At 69.1% G+C, this 14,470-nt stretch carries 14 protein-coding genes; 7 read left to right on the top strand and 7 right to left on the bottom strand.

What is annotated here, in order from left to right:
• The first annotated feature begins 66 nt into the window (after positions 1-66).
• The 5 genes from AB0M47_RS15115 (at position 67) to AB0M47_RS15095 (ending at position 6,198) form a co-directional block, all read left to right on the top strand.
• Positions 67-669, top strand: coding sequence for a class I SAM-dependent methyltransferase (locus tag AB0M47_RS15115; RefSeq protein ID WP_363413085.1), 603 nt, complete (start codon positions 67-69; stop codon positions 667-669).
• Between the two features lie 31 nt (positions 670-700).
• Positions 701-1,939, top strand: coding sequence for an MFS transporter (locus tag AB0M47_RS15110; protein WP_363413083.1), 1,239 nt, complete (start codon positions 701-703; stop codon positions 1,937-1,939).
• Between the two features lie 66 nt (positions 1,940-2,005).
• Entirely contained in the window at positions 2,006-3,196 is a 1,191-nt protein-coding gene (locus AB0M47_RS15105) for a Bcr/CflA family multidrug efflux MFS transporter (protein ID WP_363413081.1), read from the top strand.
• Positions 3,197-3,405: 209 nt separating this feature from the next.
• A complete protein-coding gene (locus tag AB0M47_RS15100) occupies positions 3,406-3,762 on the top strand; it encodes a VOC family protein (RefSeq protein ID WP_363413079.1) in 357 nt (118 codons plus the stop codon).
• A gap of 87 nt (positions 3,763-3,849) precedes the next feature.
• Positions 3,850-6,198, top strand: coding sequence for an excinuclease ABC subunit UvrA (locus AB0M47_RS15095; protein WP_363413077.1), 2,349 nt, complete (start codon positions 3,850-3,852; stop codon positions 6,196-6,198).
• A gap of 167 nt (positions 6,199-6,365) precedes the next feature.
• On the opposite strand, the gene AB0M47_RS15090 is transcribed toward AB0M47_RS15095, so the two are convergent.
• Positions 6,366-7,181 (bottom strand): shikimate dehydrogenase, encoded by an 816-nt coding sequence (locus tag AB0M47_RS15090; protein ID WP_363413075.1) that lies wholly within the window; start codon positions 7,179-7,181, stop codon positions 6,366-6,368.
• Positions 7,182-7,268: 87 nt separating this feature from the next.
• Between AB0M47_RS15090 and AB0M47_RS15085 the strand changes: the two genes are divergently transcribed.
• Positions 7,269-7,829: a peptidoglycan-binding protein gene (locus AB0M47_RS15085; protein ID WP_363413073.1), complete on the top strand. Its 561-nt coding sequence runs from the start codon at positions 7,269-7,271 to the stop codon at positions 7,827-7,829.
• Positions 7,830-7,900: 71 nt separating this feature from the next.
• On the opposite strand, the gene mltG is transcribed toward AB0M47_RS15085, so the two are convergent.
• From mltG to AB0M47_RS15055, 6 genes are all read right to left on the bottom strand, one after another.
• Entirely contained in the window at positions 7,901-9,679 is a 1,779-nt protein-coding gene (mltG, locus tag AB0M47_RS15080) for an endolytic transglycosylase MltG (RefSeq protein WP_363413071.1), read from the bottom strand.
• Positions 9,676-10,173 carry a Holliday junction resolvase RuvX gene (gene ruvX, locus AB0M47_RS15075; RefSeq protein WP_253762200.1) on the bottom strand — a complete coding sequence of 166 codons (498 nt, stop codon included), beginning with the start codon at positions 10,171-10,173 and terminating at the stop codon, positions 9,676-9,678. Before ruvX ends, mltG begins: the two co-directional genes overlap by 4 nt.
• Positions 10,170-12,854, bottom strand: coding sequence for an alanine--tRNA ligase (gene alaS / locus AB0M47_RS15070; RefSeq protein WP_363413069.1), 2,685 nt, complete (start codon positions 12,852-12,854; stop codon positions 10,170-10,172). The genes ruvX and alaS overlap by 4 nt, the downstream gene beginning before the upstream one ends.
• Positions 12,851-13,177: a hypothetical protein gene (locus tag AB0M47_RS15065; RefSeq protein WP_253762198.1), complete on the bottom strand. Its 327-nt coding sequence runs from the start codon at positions 13,175-13,177 to the stop codon at positions 12,851-12,853. The genes alaS and AB0M47_RS15065 overlap by 4 nt, the downstream gene beginning before the upstream one ends.
• A 2-nt stretch (positions 13,178-13,179) precedes the next feature.
• The gene (locus AB0M47_RS15060; protein ID WP_253762196.1) at positions 13,180-13,635 is read right to left on the bottom strand and encodes a DUF948 domain-containing protein; all 456 of its coding nucleotides are present in this window, start codon (positions 13,633-13,635) and stop codon (positions 13,180-13,182) included.
• Between the two features lie 87 nt (positions 13,636-13,722).
• Positions 13,723-14,271 carry a hypothetical protein gene (locus tag AB0M47_RS15055; RefSeq protein WP_363413067.1) on the bottom strand — a complete coding sequence of 183 codons (549 nt, stop codon included), beginning with the start codon at positions 14,269-14,271 and terminating at the stop codon, positions 13,723-13,725.
• On the opposite strand from AB0M47_RS15055, the gene AB0M47_RS15050 reads away from it, so the two are divergent.
• Positions 14,270-14,470 (top strand): hypothetical protein (locus AB0M47_RS15050; RefSeq protein ID WP_363413065.1); only part of this gene is annotated, 201 nt, incomplete at its 3' end. The two genes, AB0M47_RS15055 and AB0M47_RS15050, sit on opposite strands and share 2 nt — an antisense overlap.

The following is a 14,470-nucleotide window of genomic DNA, read 5'->3' as shown; positions in this document are numbered from 1 at the left end:
CCTCCTACCCGCGTTGGGTCCCGCACGGGCAGCGGCAACATTAACGCCGGGCGTACCCTCCACGCCATGGCCGACGCGGTGTCCGTTACCCGATCGACGTACGACGTGATCGCCGCGCAGTTCGCCGAGGCGCAGGCGGAGGGTTATCCGGAGTTGACGGCCGACCTGAACTGGCTGGCCAGTCGGATTTCCGCCGGTTCCCGGGTCGCCGACGTCGGCTGCGGGCCCGGGCGCGATCTGGCTCTGCTGCGCGGGATCGGCTTCCGCACGATCGGGCTTGACCTGTCCGCCGAGATGCTCCGAGCCGGCGGGCACGCCGGCGTGGCGCAGGCCGACATGCGTGCGCTGCCGCTCCGGGACGGCTGCCTCGACGGGCTGTGGTGCCAGGCGGCGCTGCTGCACATCCCGCACGACCACGTTCCCGAGGTGCTGGCCGAGTTCGCCCGCGTGGTGCGGCCGGGCGGCGCCGTGCACCTCGTGGTCGCCGAGGGCGACGGCGAAGGCTGGGAACGGCACGGATACGGCGGCGACGGGTTGCGGTGGTTCGCGTACCACCGGCTCGATTCGCTCACCGCGCTGCTGGCCGAGGCCGGGCTGACCGTCCTCGACGCGGCGCACCGGTCGCACTACCGGGCCTGGCTGGGCGTACGCGCGGCCAAACTGGTTTGATCACCGTCGCCGAAGACAGCAGGATGTCGGCGTGACCACCGCCGACGCCGTCCCGCCGAGTTATCGCGCCCTGTTCGCGTACCCGCGCTATCTGGCCTTCTGGCTGGGGCAGGTGACCAGCGTCGTCGGCAGTTCGGTGTCGCTGATCGCGTTGCCCGCGCTGGTCCTGCCGGCCCGGGGCGCCACCGCGTTCGGCCTGGTCATCGCGGCACAGGCGCTGGCCGGTGTGCTCCTGCTGCTGTTCGGCGGGGTGATCGCCGACCGTTATTCCCGCAGCGTCGTCATGGCGATCTCGGACGCCGTCTGCGTGGTCGGCGTCGCCGGATTCCTCGCCTTCGCCGAATCCGGCCCGCTGGCGCTGCTGATGGGGGCGGCCTGCCTGGTCGGCGTCGGTGGGGCGATCTACCAGCCCGCACACCGCGCCGCCATGCCGCAGGTGGTGCCCGAGGCGCTGCTGCAGAAGGCGAACGCGCTCGAATCGGCCACGAAGCGGCTCGGCGCGGCCGGCGGTGCGCTGCTCGGCGGCGTACTGATCGCCACGGTGGGCGCTCGGGGCGCGTTCGTCGTCGACCTCGCCACGTACGCCGTAAGCCTGGTGACGCTGCTCTGGCTGCGGCTGCCCGCCCTGCGTACCGGGGATGTGCCGCCGGGCGTACGAGCTGTGCTCACCGAGGCGCGCGACGGCATCCGGGAGGTACGCCGCCGCCCCTGGGCGCTGGTGATCATGATCCAGGGGACGTTGCAGGTGTTCTTCCTGTTCGCCCCGAACTACGCCCTCGTGCCGATCGTCAGCCAGCAGCGGTGGGGGCCGGAGGCGTACGGGTGGCTGTCGGCGTCCGCCTCGATCGGCATGATGCTGGGCTCGGCCGTCGCCGGAAGGATCCGGACGAAGCGCCCCGGCCTCTGGGCGATGAACGCGCTCGTCCCGTGTGCGATCCTGCCGCTCTGCCTGGCCCTGCCGGTGTCGTTGCCGTTGTGGTGCCTGGTCGAGATGCTGGCCTGGGGCGGCATCGGCGTCTTCTTCGTACTGTGGTTCACCGCGTTGCAGACCGAGTTCCCGGCCGAGGTCCACGGGCGCGTCTTCTCGTTGGAGTCGATCGGCAACTTCGCCCTGCAGCCCATCGCCATCGCGGTCGCCCCGCTGCTCGCCTCCACCATCGGCATGGGCGCCTTCGTGGCCATCGCCGTCTTCGTCATGGTCGCCTCGACGTACGGCGTCTTCCTGGTGCGTGGCGTCACCGAGTTGCGCTCGCCTCGACCTGTCGTGTGACGATCACTACTCTCGGCGTATCAAGAAATGGAAAGAGTGAGGCGCGCGTTGGCCGAGCATGTGACCGTGCGTGTGCGACCTGGCCTGCTCTTGACCGTCCTAGGTGGATTGAGCGCGGTCGGCGCGTTCTCGTTCGACATGTACCTGCCGGCCTTCCCCGCGATCGCCGAGGACCTCAGCGTGACGGCGCCCCAGGTGCAGCTCACGCTGACCGCGGCGCTGGTGGGCATCGGGGTCGGGCAGCTGCTGGGCGGGCCGATCTCGGACCGGTTCGGCCGCCGCGGCCCGGTGCTCGTCGGCACGGTCGTGTTCGCGATCACCTCGGTGCTCATCGCGTTCGCCCCCAGCATTCCGATCCTGGTGGCGTTGCGGCTGCTCCAGGGCATCGGCGGCGGGTTCGGCACGGCGATCTCGCGGGCGGTCGTCCGGGACCTGTACTCGGGCGCCGAGGCCTCCCGCTACCTGTCGCGCATCCTGCTCGTGTTCGGCGTCGCGCCGGTCGTGGCCCCGACGGTGGGCGCGGCGGTCCTGCGCTTCACCACCTGGCGCGGCATCTTCGTGCTGCTGGCGGCCTACGGCGTGCTCCTGGGTGTGGCGATCCTGCGGTTCCTGCCGGAGACACTGCCGGCCTCGGCCCGGCGCACCGGCGGCCTGACAACGGTTCTGCGCGGCTTCGGCCGGCTCGCCGGCGACCGGCGCTACCTGGGATACTCATTGGCCGGTGGGCTCAGCTTCGCGGGGCTGTTCGCCTACCTGTCCGGCAGCTCGTTCGTCCTGCAAGACGTCTTCGGAGTGTCGCCGCAGGTCTACGGCCTGATCTTCGGCCTCAACGCGATCGCCCTGGTCACTGCCGGACAGCTCTCGGCCCGGATCGTCGGCCGCCGTACGCCCCGCGCCCTGCTCTTCACCGCGCTGGTCATCGGACTCGGCGCGACCGCCGTGCTGCTGGCCGGCGCGGAGACCGGCAGCCTGCCCCTGGTGATGGCCACGCTGTTCCTGTTCATCGGCAGCCTCGGCGTCGTCTTCCCCAACAGCACCGCGCTCGCCCTCGACCAGCATCCCGAGATGGCCGGCACGGCCGCCGCCTTCATGGGCGCGACCCAATCAGCCATCAGCGCCATCGCCGGGCCGCTGGTCGCGGCGCTGGGCGCGGCCAGCGGAGTGCCCATGGCCGCCGTGATGCTCGGCTTCGCCTTCGCCTCGCTCGTCGTCGTCTCGCTGCTGACCCGGGACGAGCTTCGCCCCGTCACCGCCTGACCCCGCCCGGGGTTATCCGCGTGATCATGAACTATCGGTCGCGATCGACCGGCGTGTCGTGTCCATAGCACCCTGCTCGGTCCCCCAACCCCCTGATCAAACAGGCCTAGGACCGACGTCGGGCGGAATCGATCAGGAATGAAGAAGCACGGCCCACCCCCAGCACGTAGCGTGAGGTCAGAGGGGAAATCCGTGAGCTAGGAGTGACTATGACTGACGTGTCCAACGAGGGCATTAAGACCGTTCTGCACCCGGTGTCCGATCTCGCGGCCGCCAAGGCGGTCTACACCGCACTGCTCGGCATCGAGCCGCAGGCCGACTCGGAGTACTACGTCGGCTACGACCTCGCCGGCCAGCACATCGGACTCGTGCCGAAGGGCGGGCCGCAGTCCATGGCGTCGCCGGTGGCGTACTGGCATGTCTCGGACATCGCCGCCAAGCTGGCCGAGGTGACCGCCGCGGGCGGGAAGGTAAAGGACGAGCCGCGCGAGGTCGGTCCAGGACGCACGGTGGCCACGTTCACCGACGCCGACGGCAATGTGCTGGGCCTCCTCGAGGACAAGTAACCCGTAGTAGTCAGCCGGGTCCGCCGAATGTCGGCGGGCCCGGCTACTTTGGGACCGGCCGAATCAGACACGAGGGACGGAGTGACGATGCACGCTGCCGACAGCCATGACTTGATCCGTGTGCATGGGGCACGCGAGAACAATCTCAAGGACGTCAGCATCGAGATCCCCAAACGCCGGTTGACCGTGTTCACGGGCGTGTCCGGCTCGGGCAAGAGTTCGCTGGTCTTCGACACGATCGCCGCCGAGTCGCAGCGGATGATCAACGAGACCTACAGCGCCTTCGTCCAGGGCTTCATGCCGACGCTGTCCCGGCCGGAGGTCGACGTCCTCGACGGGCTGACCACGGCCATCATCGTCGACCAGGAGCGGATGGGCGCCAACGTCCGCTCGACGGTCGGCACCGCGACCGACGCCAACGCGATGCTGCGCATCCTGTTCAGCCGGCTCGGCGTACCGCACATCGGCTCGCCGAACGCGTACTCGTTCAACGTCCCCTCGGTCAGCGGCACCGGTGCGATCACCGTCGAGCGCGGCGAGGGCAAGACCGAGACGTTCTCCCGGACCAGCACCGGCGGCATGTGCCCACGGTGTGAGGGCATGGGCTCGGTCAGCGACTTCGACCTGACGGCGCTCTACGACGAGGAGAAGTCGCTCAACGAGGGCGCGCTGACCATCCCCGGCTACAGCATGGATGGGTGGTACGGGCGGATCTACCGTGGTTCCGGCTTCTTCGACCCGGACAAGCCGATCAAGAAGTTCACCAAGAAGGAGCTGCACGACCTGCTCCACAAGGAGCCGACGAAGATCAAGGTCGACGGCATCAACCTCACCTACGAGGGCCTGATCCCGAAGATCCAGAAGTCGTTCCTCTCCAAGGACGTCGACGCCCTGCAGCCGCACATCCGAGCCTTCGTCGAGCGGGCCGTCACCTTCACGACCTGCCCGGAGTGCGAGGGGACCCGCCTGGCCGCTCCGGCCCGGTCGTCGAAGGTCGCGGGCATCAACATCGCCGAAGCCTGCGCGATGCAGATCAGCGACCTCTCCGATTGGGTACGCGGTCTAGACGAGCCCTCGGTCGCTCCCCTGCTGACGGCGTTGCAGCAGACGCTGGACTCGTTCGTGGAGATCGGGCTCGGCTATCTCTCCCTGGATCGGCCGTCCGGCACGCTGTCGGGCGGCGAGGCGCAGCGGACGAAGATGATCCGGCACCTCGGTTCGTCGCTCACCGACGTCACCTACGTCTTCGACGAGCCCACCATCGGCCTGCACCCGCACGACATCCAGCGAATGAACGGCCTCCTCCAGCGGTTGCGAGACAAGGGCAACACGGTCCTGGTCGTGGAGCACAAGCCGGAGGCGATCGCGATCGCCGATCACGTCGTCGACCTCGGTCCCGGCGCGGGCTCGGCCGGTGGCGAGGTGATGTTCGAGGGCACGGTCGAAGGTCTGCGTAGCAGCGGGACGCTGACCGGCCGGCACCTCGACGACCGGGCCGCACTGAAGGCCAAGGTACGCAAACCGTCCGGCAAGCTGGAGATCCGCGGCGCCGGTACGCACAACCTCCGGGACGTGGACGTCGACATCCCGTTGGGCGTACTCGTCGTGGTGACCGGCGTGGCGGGTTCGGGGAAGAGTTCCCTGATCCACGGTTCGGTGTCCAAACTCGATGGTGTGGTGAGCGTCGATCAGACCGGCATCCGGGGCTCGCGGCGCAGCAATCCCGCGACCTACACCGGCCTGCTCGACCCGATCCGCAAGGCGTTCGCCAAAGCCAACGGCGTGAAGCCCGCCCTGTTCAGCGCCAACTCCGAAGGCGCCTGCCCGGCCTGCAACGGCGCCGGGGTCATCTACACCGACCTCGGCATCATGGCTCAGGTCTCGACGGTCTGCGAGGAGTGCGAAGGCAAGCGGTTCCAGGCCTCGGTCCTCGAATACCGACTCGGCGGGCGCGACATCAGCGAGGTGCTGGCGATGCCGGTGACCGAGGCCGAGGAGTTCTTCGGCTCCGGCGACGCGCGTACGCCGGCGGCGCACGCGATCCTCGACCGGCTCGCCGACGTCGGACTCGGCTACCTCAGCCTGGGCCAGCCGCTGACCACCCTGTCCGGCGGCGAACGGCAGCGCCTCAAGCTCGCCGTGCACATGGCCGAGAAGGGCGGCGTCTACGTGCTCGACGAGCCGACCAACGGGTTGCACCTCGCCGACGTGGAGCACCTGCTCGGGCTGCTCGACCGGCTGGTGGACTCCGGCAAGTCGGTGATCGTCATCGAGCACCACCAGGCCGTGATGGCCCACGCCGACTGGATCATCGACCTCGGCCCGGGAGCGGGTCACGACGGCGGCCAGGTCGTCTTCGAAGGCACTCCCGCCGACCTCGTCAAGAAGCCCGCGACCCTGACCGGCGAGCACCTCGCCCACTACATCGGCGGCTAAGCCGCCAACGGCGTCCGCCGCCGGCTGCGGACGGCACTGGATCACGGATCTCGGTCGAATCTTGGGGAAAGATTCGACCCGGATCCCTGATCCAGCGCGAAAGCGAAGCGCGAAGCGGCCAGCGCGAAGCGGCCAGCGCGAAAGCGGCCAGCGCGAAAGCGGCCAGCCTAGGCGGCGCTGAAGAGGGCGGTACGCATGGCCTCGACCGGTGCGCTGACCCCGGTGAACATCTCGAACTGATGCACCGCCTGGGCCAGCAGCAGGTCGAGGCCGGACACGATCCGGCAGCCCGCCGCCGCGGCCGATCCCGCCAACGGGGTCGGCCAGGGCTTGTAGACCGCGTCGAACACGACCGTCTCCGGCCGCCACGGCACGACCAGGTCGTCGGCGACTCCGAACGGCAGCGTCGAGACCACGACGTCAGCCTCGGCGACCTGGGCCGGCGACGGCCAGGGTGCGTACGCGATGTCGGGCAGGCCGAGCAGTTCGGCGACCGGCCGAAGCTCGTCGACCGCCGCCGCGCGCCGGGCGTGCACCTCGATCACGGCCGCCTTCAACTCCCCTGCCGCGGCCAGCGCCGCCCGCGCGGTGCCGCCGGCCCCGAGGATCGCCACCCGCTGCGCGCTCGTGACACCGGCCCAGCCCAACGCGTCCACCATCCCGGGCGCGTCGGTGTTCTCGGCACGCCAGCCGCCGGACGGTAGGCGTACCAGGGTGTTGCAGGCGCCGAGCGCGGCGGCGGTCGGGGCGACCTCGTCGGCCACGGTCAGTCCGGCCTCCTTGAGCGGCATGGTCAGCGACAGGCCGGCCCACTCCGGCCCCAGCCCCGCGATCAGCCCCGGCAGGCGGTCGATCGAGCATTCGATCCGCTCGTACGCCCACCCGCCGAGCCCGGCGGCGGCGTACCCGGCGTTGTGGATCACCGGGGACAGCGAGTGCTCGATCGGCTGACCGAGCACAGCGGCCCTGTGCTGGGCTGACATGCGGCGCCCCCTACGAAACCGTTGATTTCCGTATTCTCATTCATCACTGGTTCCGATCCCCGGGCCGGTAACCACGGGAGGAACGACATGGGGAATCGTACAAAACGCGTCCTGCTGGCCGTCACCTCGGCGGTGGCCATCGCCGCCAGCCTGACGATCGCGGCACCCGCGCAGGCCAACACCTCGGAAGGCTTCATCGCCGGGGCCGGTGCCATCAAGAACGACTTCGGTGACGAAGGGGTGCTGTCGTCCAGCTCGCATCGCTTCAGCGGGGCGACGCTGCTGTGGCAGTGGATCCTCTGGGCCGACGGCACCAAGGAGAGCGACGGGACCACTTTCGATGTGGCCGACGTCGACTGCGACTTCGGCCCGAACACGACTGCCACGACTCGGAATTGGCAACGCGACCACGGTGTAGGCGTCGACGGAGTCGTCGGGACCGAGACGTTCGGCCGCGCGGACGACCAGCTCGAAGCCCCGCTCGGCGACTCGGTGGGCAACGCCCAGTACCACGGCAAAGTCCACGTCCTGTATCTCATGCGGGACTTCGACTCGTCGACCTACCACAACGGCTACGTCATCCTGAACCAGACGGGCGGCCAAGGCTCTTGGCGGGCGTACTACAACTCGGCGCCTGACTACTGCTGAGTTCGCCGCGAATCCGCCTGAACACGAATGAGCCCGGCCGCGTCGCGGCCGGGCTCATTCGTCGAGAGTGATCAGCAGAGGTCGCCGTACAGGACGCCGTTCTTACAGGCCGTTCTGATGAGAGCGTCGAACTCCGCCTGGCTGTGCGCGTACCCCATCGTGCCCTTCTTGTCGATGGACATGAAGTAGGTCCAGTTACCGGCCGCCGGAGCCATCGCACCCTGGAGAGCCGCCTTGCCCGGGTTGGAGATCGGCCCGGCCGGCATGCCCTTCGCCGGTGGCGTGCTCGCGTTCACGTGCGTCCGATAGGGGCTCTTCGTGTCCATCTGCTCGGCCGTCGTGATGTCGTTGGAGTCCTTCGCCTTCTTGCCCGAAATCCGCAGCCAGTAGTTGACCGCGCTGTCGACCTGGAGGCAGTTGCACGGGAAGTCCTTGTACGCCCGGTTGTAGAGCACACGGGCGACCTTGGGGAGATCCTTGTCGAACATGATCTCCTTCTGCCCGATGGAGGCGGCGATGAGCGCCTCGTAAGGGGAGACCCCACCCAGGTTCTTCTGGACGTTCTCGGCGAAGCCCATCTCTCCGGTGACCGTCAGGAAGTGGTTCACCATCAGCTTAAGCGCCGACTCGGCCGTCGCGTTCGGCGGGAACGCGTACGTCTCCGGGAACAGGAAGCCCTCGATGGCGCCGACGCCGGTGGCGACCTTCTTGCCGTCCTTGCGGACGAACCACCAGTCCGGAATGCCCAGCGCCTTCGGGTTCGCGGCCGCCTTCTTGAAGTCCTCGACGGGGATCTTCAGTTCCTTGGACAGCACCGCGTAGATGTCGATGCTGATCATGCCCTCGGCGATGGTCACCTGATGGACGTTGCGGTTCTTGGGATCCAGCATCGCGGCGACGGCGGCCTTGCCGCTCATCTGCTTGTGCATGTTGTAGAACCCGGCCTGGATGTTCTTGGCCTTCGGGTCCTCCTCGGCGGCCGAGACGAACGCCTTGTAGCTCTTCACCACGTCCGCCGTCACCAGCGTGTTGGCGATGTCGCCGAGCAGCTGGCCGTCCTTGACCTCGATCACCACTGTCTCGGTGGTGCCCGCGCCGTCGTAGTCCGGCGTGAGGAAGTAGCCCGCGACCTTGTCGTACGCCAGGTAGGCGCCGCCGCCGAGCGCGCCCAGCAGGAGCAGCGTCATGAAGAGGGCGAGGAAGCTGCGGCCGCGCCGCTTCTTCTTCGTCTTGCGCGGACGGCGTTTGCCGCCGTCGTCATCGTCGCGATAGTCGCCGCCACCGGGCAGGAGGCCGGGGCCGTCCCCGTCGTAACCCTCTTCGAGGAAGCCGCCGCGCCGGGAACCGGTGTCGTACCGGTCGTCGAGCTTGCGGTACGCCCGGGAACCGGTGTCGTAGCGGGGGTCGGGCTCGTAGCGGGGTTCGCTGGCGTAACGGGGGTCGCTGTCGTACCGGGGGTCGTAGCCGGACTGCGAACCGGTGTCGTAACGGGGGTCCTGCGCGTAGCGCGGGTCGTAACCACGCTGCGTTCCCGTGTCCTGACGGGGGTCCGGCGCGTATCGCGGATCCGGCGCGTAGCGCGGATCCTGGTCGTAGCGGGGGTCGTAGCCGCGCTGCGTTCCCGTGTCGTACCGGGGATCGCTGTCGTAGCGGGGGTCACTGTCGTACCGGGGCTCATAACCACCACGCGCTTGTGCGCCGGAACCAGCCCAACCACCCTGCTGCTGCCACTGGTCTTGACTCGCGTCCTGCCGGCGGTGCTCGGCGCCGCTGTCCCAGCGCTCGGTCCGTCGGCGCCGGCCACGACCGCGATCATGATCCTCGAAATCGAGGTTCAGGTCGTCGATCATCCTTGCCTCCGTCGACTCTCCAGGTAGTGCTGCAGGATCTCTACGGCGGCCGCCTGATCCACGACGGCTCGCTGGCGTTTTCCCTTCACGCCTCGATCGGAGAGCCTACGGGCTGCCGTAACGGTTGACATCCTCTCGTCCGCCATGACAATTGGGACAGGAGCGATGGCTTCAGCAAGAACCCGGACATATTCGCGAACCTTTTTCGCGGCCGGACCCTCCATTCCCGCAAGATTGACTGGTAAACCCACGACAACCTCTACGCTGTCATGTTCAGTCACGAGGCGCGCGATCTCCGCGATATCAGCTGGTACGCCCACAGTGGCGGACCGGATCCCGGCCAAGTCGAGGACCGAGACGTCGACCGAGGAATCCCGGGCGAGGGTGATGAGGGGGGTGGCGAGAATGCCGTCGGGGTCGCACTTGGCGACCCCGACGCGTACCGAACCCACGTCGATGCCGAGGCGTACGCCCCGGACCCACGGAGAAGTCACGCGGCCTGCCGTACCGCGTTCTCGACGGCGGCCAGCAGCTTCGGCGCATCCTCAGCGGGCAGGCCACCGCCTTGGGCGAGGTCGGCGTTGCCGCCGCCCCGGCCCGACAGCGCACCCTTGACCAGCGCCGACGCGTCCAAGCCCCGGGCTCGGGCGGCTCCGTTGACCGCGACGATCAGCGACGCCTTGCCGTTGGCGCGGGCCGCCACGGCGACCACGCCGGGACGATCGGCCGCGATCTTGCCGCGGACCTCCTGGGCCAGGGTGCGTACGTCGTTGGCGCCGGCGCCCTCAGGGGCCTCGGTGCCGACGAACGCGATCCCGCCGAGATCGGTCGCCGCGCCCGCCAGGGACGCCGCCCCGGCCAGCACCATCTGCGCCCGCATCTTCTCCAGTTCGCGCTCGGCGTCGCGCAGCTGCGCCACCGTCTGCTCGACCCGGTCGGCGACCTGGTCGTTCGGCACCCGGTACAGCTCGGCCAGCCGCGACACCAGCAGGTGCTCCTTGGCCAGGTAGCTGAACGCGTCCAGGCCGACCAGCGCCTCCACCCGGCGTACGCCGGAGCCGATGGACGACTCGGAGAGGATCTTCACCAGGCCCAGCTGGCCGGAGCGCTCGGTGTGCGTACCGCCGCACAGCTCCCGCGCGTACTCGCCGACCTCGACGACCCGCACGACGTCGCCGTACTTCTCGCCGAACAGCGCCATCGCGCCCATCGCCCGCGCCTCGGCCTGCGAGGTCAGGAACGCCCGGACCTCCAGGTCTTCCAGCAGGACCTCGTTGATCTTCTGCTCGACGTCGACCAGCACGCTGCCCGGGACGGCGCCCGGCGTGTTGAAGTCGAACCGCAGCCGGCCCGGCGCGTTGAGCGACCCGGCCTGGGTCGCCGCCTCGCCGAGGAAGTTGCGCATCGTCTGATGCACCAGGTGGGTCGCCGTGTGCGCCCGGGAGATCGCCTTGCGGCGGGTGATGTCGATCTCGGCGAACCCGGCCTCGCCCGCCCGGACCTCGCCGGACAGCACCTTGACCTTGTGGACGATCAGGCCCGGGATCGGCTTCTGCACGTCCATCACCTGGACCCGGCCGGAGCCGACCGTGATGAAGCCGGTGTCGGCCTGCTGGCCGCCGCCCTCGGCGTAGAACGGCGTCGTGTCGAGCACCAGCTCGATCAGGTCGCCCTCGCCGGCCACCGTCAGCGCCTCGCCGGCCGGCGTCAGCAGACTGCGTACGCGCGACTCGCGGGCGATCTCGGCGTATCCGGTGAACTGAACCTCGCCACCGGCCTCCAGCGAACCCCGGTACGCCGACAGGTCGGCATGGCCGGTCTTGCGGGCGTGGGCGTCGGCCTTGGCCCGCTTACGCTGCTCGGCCATCAGCGCCCGGAAGCCGTCGGTGTCCACCGACAGACCCTGCTCGGCCGCGATCTCCAGGGTCAGGTCGATCGGGAAGCCGTAGGTGTCGTGCAACTGGAACGCCTTGTCCCCGGCCAGGGTCGCGCCGCTGGCCTGCTTCGTCTCCGCGATCGCGGTGTCGAGGATCGTCGTGCCGGCCCGCAAGGTCGACAGGAACGCGTCCTCCTCCGCGTACGCGTACTGCGAGATGCGCTCGAAGTCGGTGGCCAGCTCGGGGTAGGACGGGGCCATGCAGTCCCGCGCCACCGGCAGCAGCTGCGGCAGGGCCTGCTCCTGCCAACCCAGCAGGCGCATCGCCCGGATGGACCGCCGCATGATCCGGCGCAGCACGTAGCCACGGCCCTCGTTGGACGGCGTGACCCCGTCGCCGATCAGCATCAGCGCGGTGCGGACGTGGTCGGCGATGACGCGCAGCCGGACGTCGTCGGGGTGCGACTCACTGGCCGTGTGCGTATGCGTGACGTTGTACCGCTTGCCGGTCATCTCGCACGCCTTGTCGATCAGCGGGCGGACCTCGTCGATCTCGTAGAGGTTGTCGACGCCCTGCATGATCGAGGCCATCCGCTCCAGGCCCATACCGGTGTCGATGTTCTTCGCCGGCAGCTCGCCCAGGATCGGGTAGTTCTCCTTGTCGGTGCCCGGACCGCGCTCGAACTGCATGAAGACGTTGTTCCAGATCTCCATGTAGCGGTCCTCGTCGACGGCGGGACCGCCCTCCTGCCCGTACGCCGGGCCGCGGTCGACGTAGATCTCCGAGCAGGGACCGCACGGGCCGGGGATGCCCATCGACCAGAAGTTGTCGGCCTTGCCCCGGCGGACGATCCGCTCAGCCGGCAGCCCGACGTTGCGCCAGTATTCGATGGACTCGTCGTCGTCGAGGTAGACCGTCGCCCAGATCTTCTCCGGGTCGATGCCGAACCCGCCGGCCTCGATCGGGTTGGTGATCAGCTCCCACGACAGCTTGATCGCCTCGGCCTTGAAGTAGTCCCCGAACGAGAAGTTCCCGTTCATCTGGAAGAACGTGCCGTGCCGGCTGGTCTTGCCGACCTCGTCGATGTCCGGCGTCCGGATGCACTTCTGGACGCTGACGGCACGCTTGAACGGCGCGGGCTGCTGGCCGAGGAAGTACGGGACGAACTGCACCATGCCGGCGTTGATGAACAACAGGTTCGGGTCGTCGATGGCGGGCAACGGGGCGCTGGGCACCACCGTGTGACCGTTCGCCTCGAAGTGGGCCAGGAACCGGCGCTTGACCTCGGCGGTTCTCATCGGCTTGTGTCACCTTCCTGCTGTTCTCTGAAATACTGGCTCGAGTAGAACTTCTCCCCGACGCCACGGGCCCAGGGCAGGGCCGTGGTGTCGTCGAGCGCCACGCCGTCGGCGAACGCCCGATGTATCTCATCCTCCCGCTCGGCCATGCCGTCGCGGACGTCCTCCACGAATTCGCGCATCGTCTCGCCGATCCCGCCGATCGAGGAGGACACGCTCTCGGCGATGCCACCGGGCGTCAGCCGCTGCATGCGCTTGCTCACCGCGCGTACGACCAAGGCCCCGATGGCCAGCCCCGCGCCCAGCCAGAGCAGCCGCTTCACCACTACCGCCCCCTCGCGGCCTTGCGCTGCGCCTTGAGCGTCGCGCGGACCGCTTTCTCGTCGTCAGCCTGGCGGCGCGCGGAGTTGGCGCGGCGCAGGCCGTAGCTGAACGCCGCCGCCTTGACCAGCGGGCTCGACGCGGCCGCCGAGACGACGCCGACCAGGTTGGCCACGTTGGCGGTGGCGGCCTGGGCGTGCTGCGTCATGGTGTCGACCCGCGCGAGCTGCACGTTCACCCCGTCCAGGGTGACCTGCACCTGGCCGAGCGCGGTGTTCACGTTGTCCACCGTGCCGTGCACCTCGTCGAGCAGCGGGCCGGTGCGCACCTGAACGTCTTTCAAGGTCTGCGTCGCGGCGTCGATGGTGTGCCGCAGCCGCAGCACGGGCACGACCAATGCGAGCATCAGCACCGCGAACGCCCCCGCGGCGACCAACGCCGCGATCTCCCAACCACGCATGGCGCGGCCTCCCTCGACTCAGCCCGACGTGCAGACCTTACCTTTTCGGCCGCGTTGCGCCCCTTGCGCCCCGCTGATCTCCGGCGGCTAGCCGCCGGGAGACGTGGTCGCGTCGGTGCCGGTCCGGTTGAGCCGGTCGTCCGCGATGGCGTTATAGACCTTGAACGACACCAGCGAACCGTTGCAGTCCTGCGTCCCGGGTGAGGCGGCCGTCGATCCCGACGGGCCGACCGTCGGCCGGTTGCGCAGCAACTCGTCGGGACACGGCTTGTTCCTTACCCAAAGGTCGAGTGTGTACTCGTCCTTGCGCCAGCAGGTGTAGTGGCCCTCCACTGTGACCCCGGCCGCCTGCATCGGACAGTCCGGCACCCTCCAGCGCTGCCATCCGGCGTCCTGCAAGGCCTTGACGTAGGCGGTGTTGGTCTCGTCCGGCGACTTCTGCGAGGCGACGTCCCGTTCGCGGTACCGGCATTCGATGACGCACCACCGGCTCCCGTCGACCTCGTCGGCGTGGCTGGTCGCGGCCCAGGCCGGGACCTGGAGCGCGTCGAGCGAGGTGAACACCGGATCCCGGGTCGCCGCCTGCACCAGCAGGTACAGCGGCAGCGCGCCGAGCACGGTGACGACGACCGCCATGAGCGTGAGCATCCGCAGGCGCTGCCGCTCGCGCATCCGCTTGCGCAGCTCCGAGCGGGCGTCCTTGAACGCGCCGACACCGGCCTGCAGGCCGCGCCGTGTCGACCACACGCTGACCCTGCGCATCGTCGGCAAGAACGCGGCGAGCGGCGGCTACTTCGCCGGCGTCGACCAGATCGTGATCACCTCCAGCGGCATC

Source organism: Hamadaea sp. NPDC051192 (genome assembly GCF_040682475.1).
GTDB lineage: Bacteria > Actinomycetota > Actinomycetes > Mycobacteriales > Micromonosporaceae > Hamadaea > Hamadaea flava.
The sequence above is the reverse complement of the archived record's forward strand: the minus strand, read 5'-3'. Positions and strand labels throughout refer to the sequence as shown.

Coding starts and splice junctions, on each gene's coding strand:
- AB0M47_RS15115 (WP_363413085.1), top strand. CDS start 67: ATGGCCGACGCGGTGTCCGTTACCCGATCGACGTACGACGTGATCGCC.
- AB0M47_RS15100 (WP_363413079.1), top strand. CDS start 3,406: ATGACTGACGTGTCCAACGAGGGCATTAAGACCGTTCTGCACCCGGTG.
- AB0M47_RS15095 (WP_363413077.1), top strand. CDS start 3,850: ATGCACGCTGCCGACAGCCATGACTTGATCCGTGTGCATGGGGCACGC.
- AB0M47_RS15090 (WP_363413075.1), bottom strand. CDS start 7,181: ATGTCAGCCCAGCACAGGGCCGCTGTGCTCGGTCAGCCGATCGAGCAC.
- AB0M47_RS15085 (WP_363413073.1), top strand. CDS start 7,269: ATGGGGAATCGTACAAAACGCGTCCTGCTGGCCGTCACCTCGGCGGTG.
- mltG (WP_363413071.1), bottom strand. CDS start 9,679: ATGATCGACGACCTGAACCTCGATTTCGAGGATCATGATCGCGGTCGT.
- alaS (WP_363413069.1), bottom strand. CDS start 12,854: ATGAGAACCGCCGAGGTCAAGCGCCGGTTCCTGGCCCACTTCGAGGCG.
- AB0M47_RS15060 (WP_253762196.1), bottom strand. CDS start 13,635: ATGCGTGGTTGGGAGATCGCGGCGTTGGTCGCCGCGGGGGCGTTCGCG.
- AB0M47_RS15055 (WP_363413067.1), bottom strand. CDS start 14,271: ATGGCGGTCGTCGTCACCGTGCTCGGCGCGCTGCCGCTGTACCTGCTG.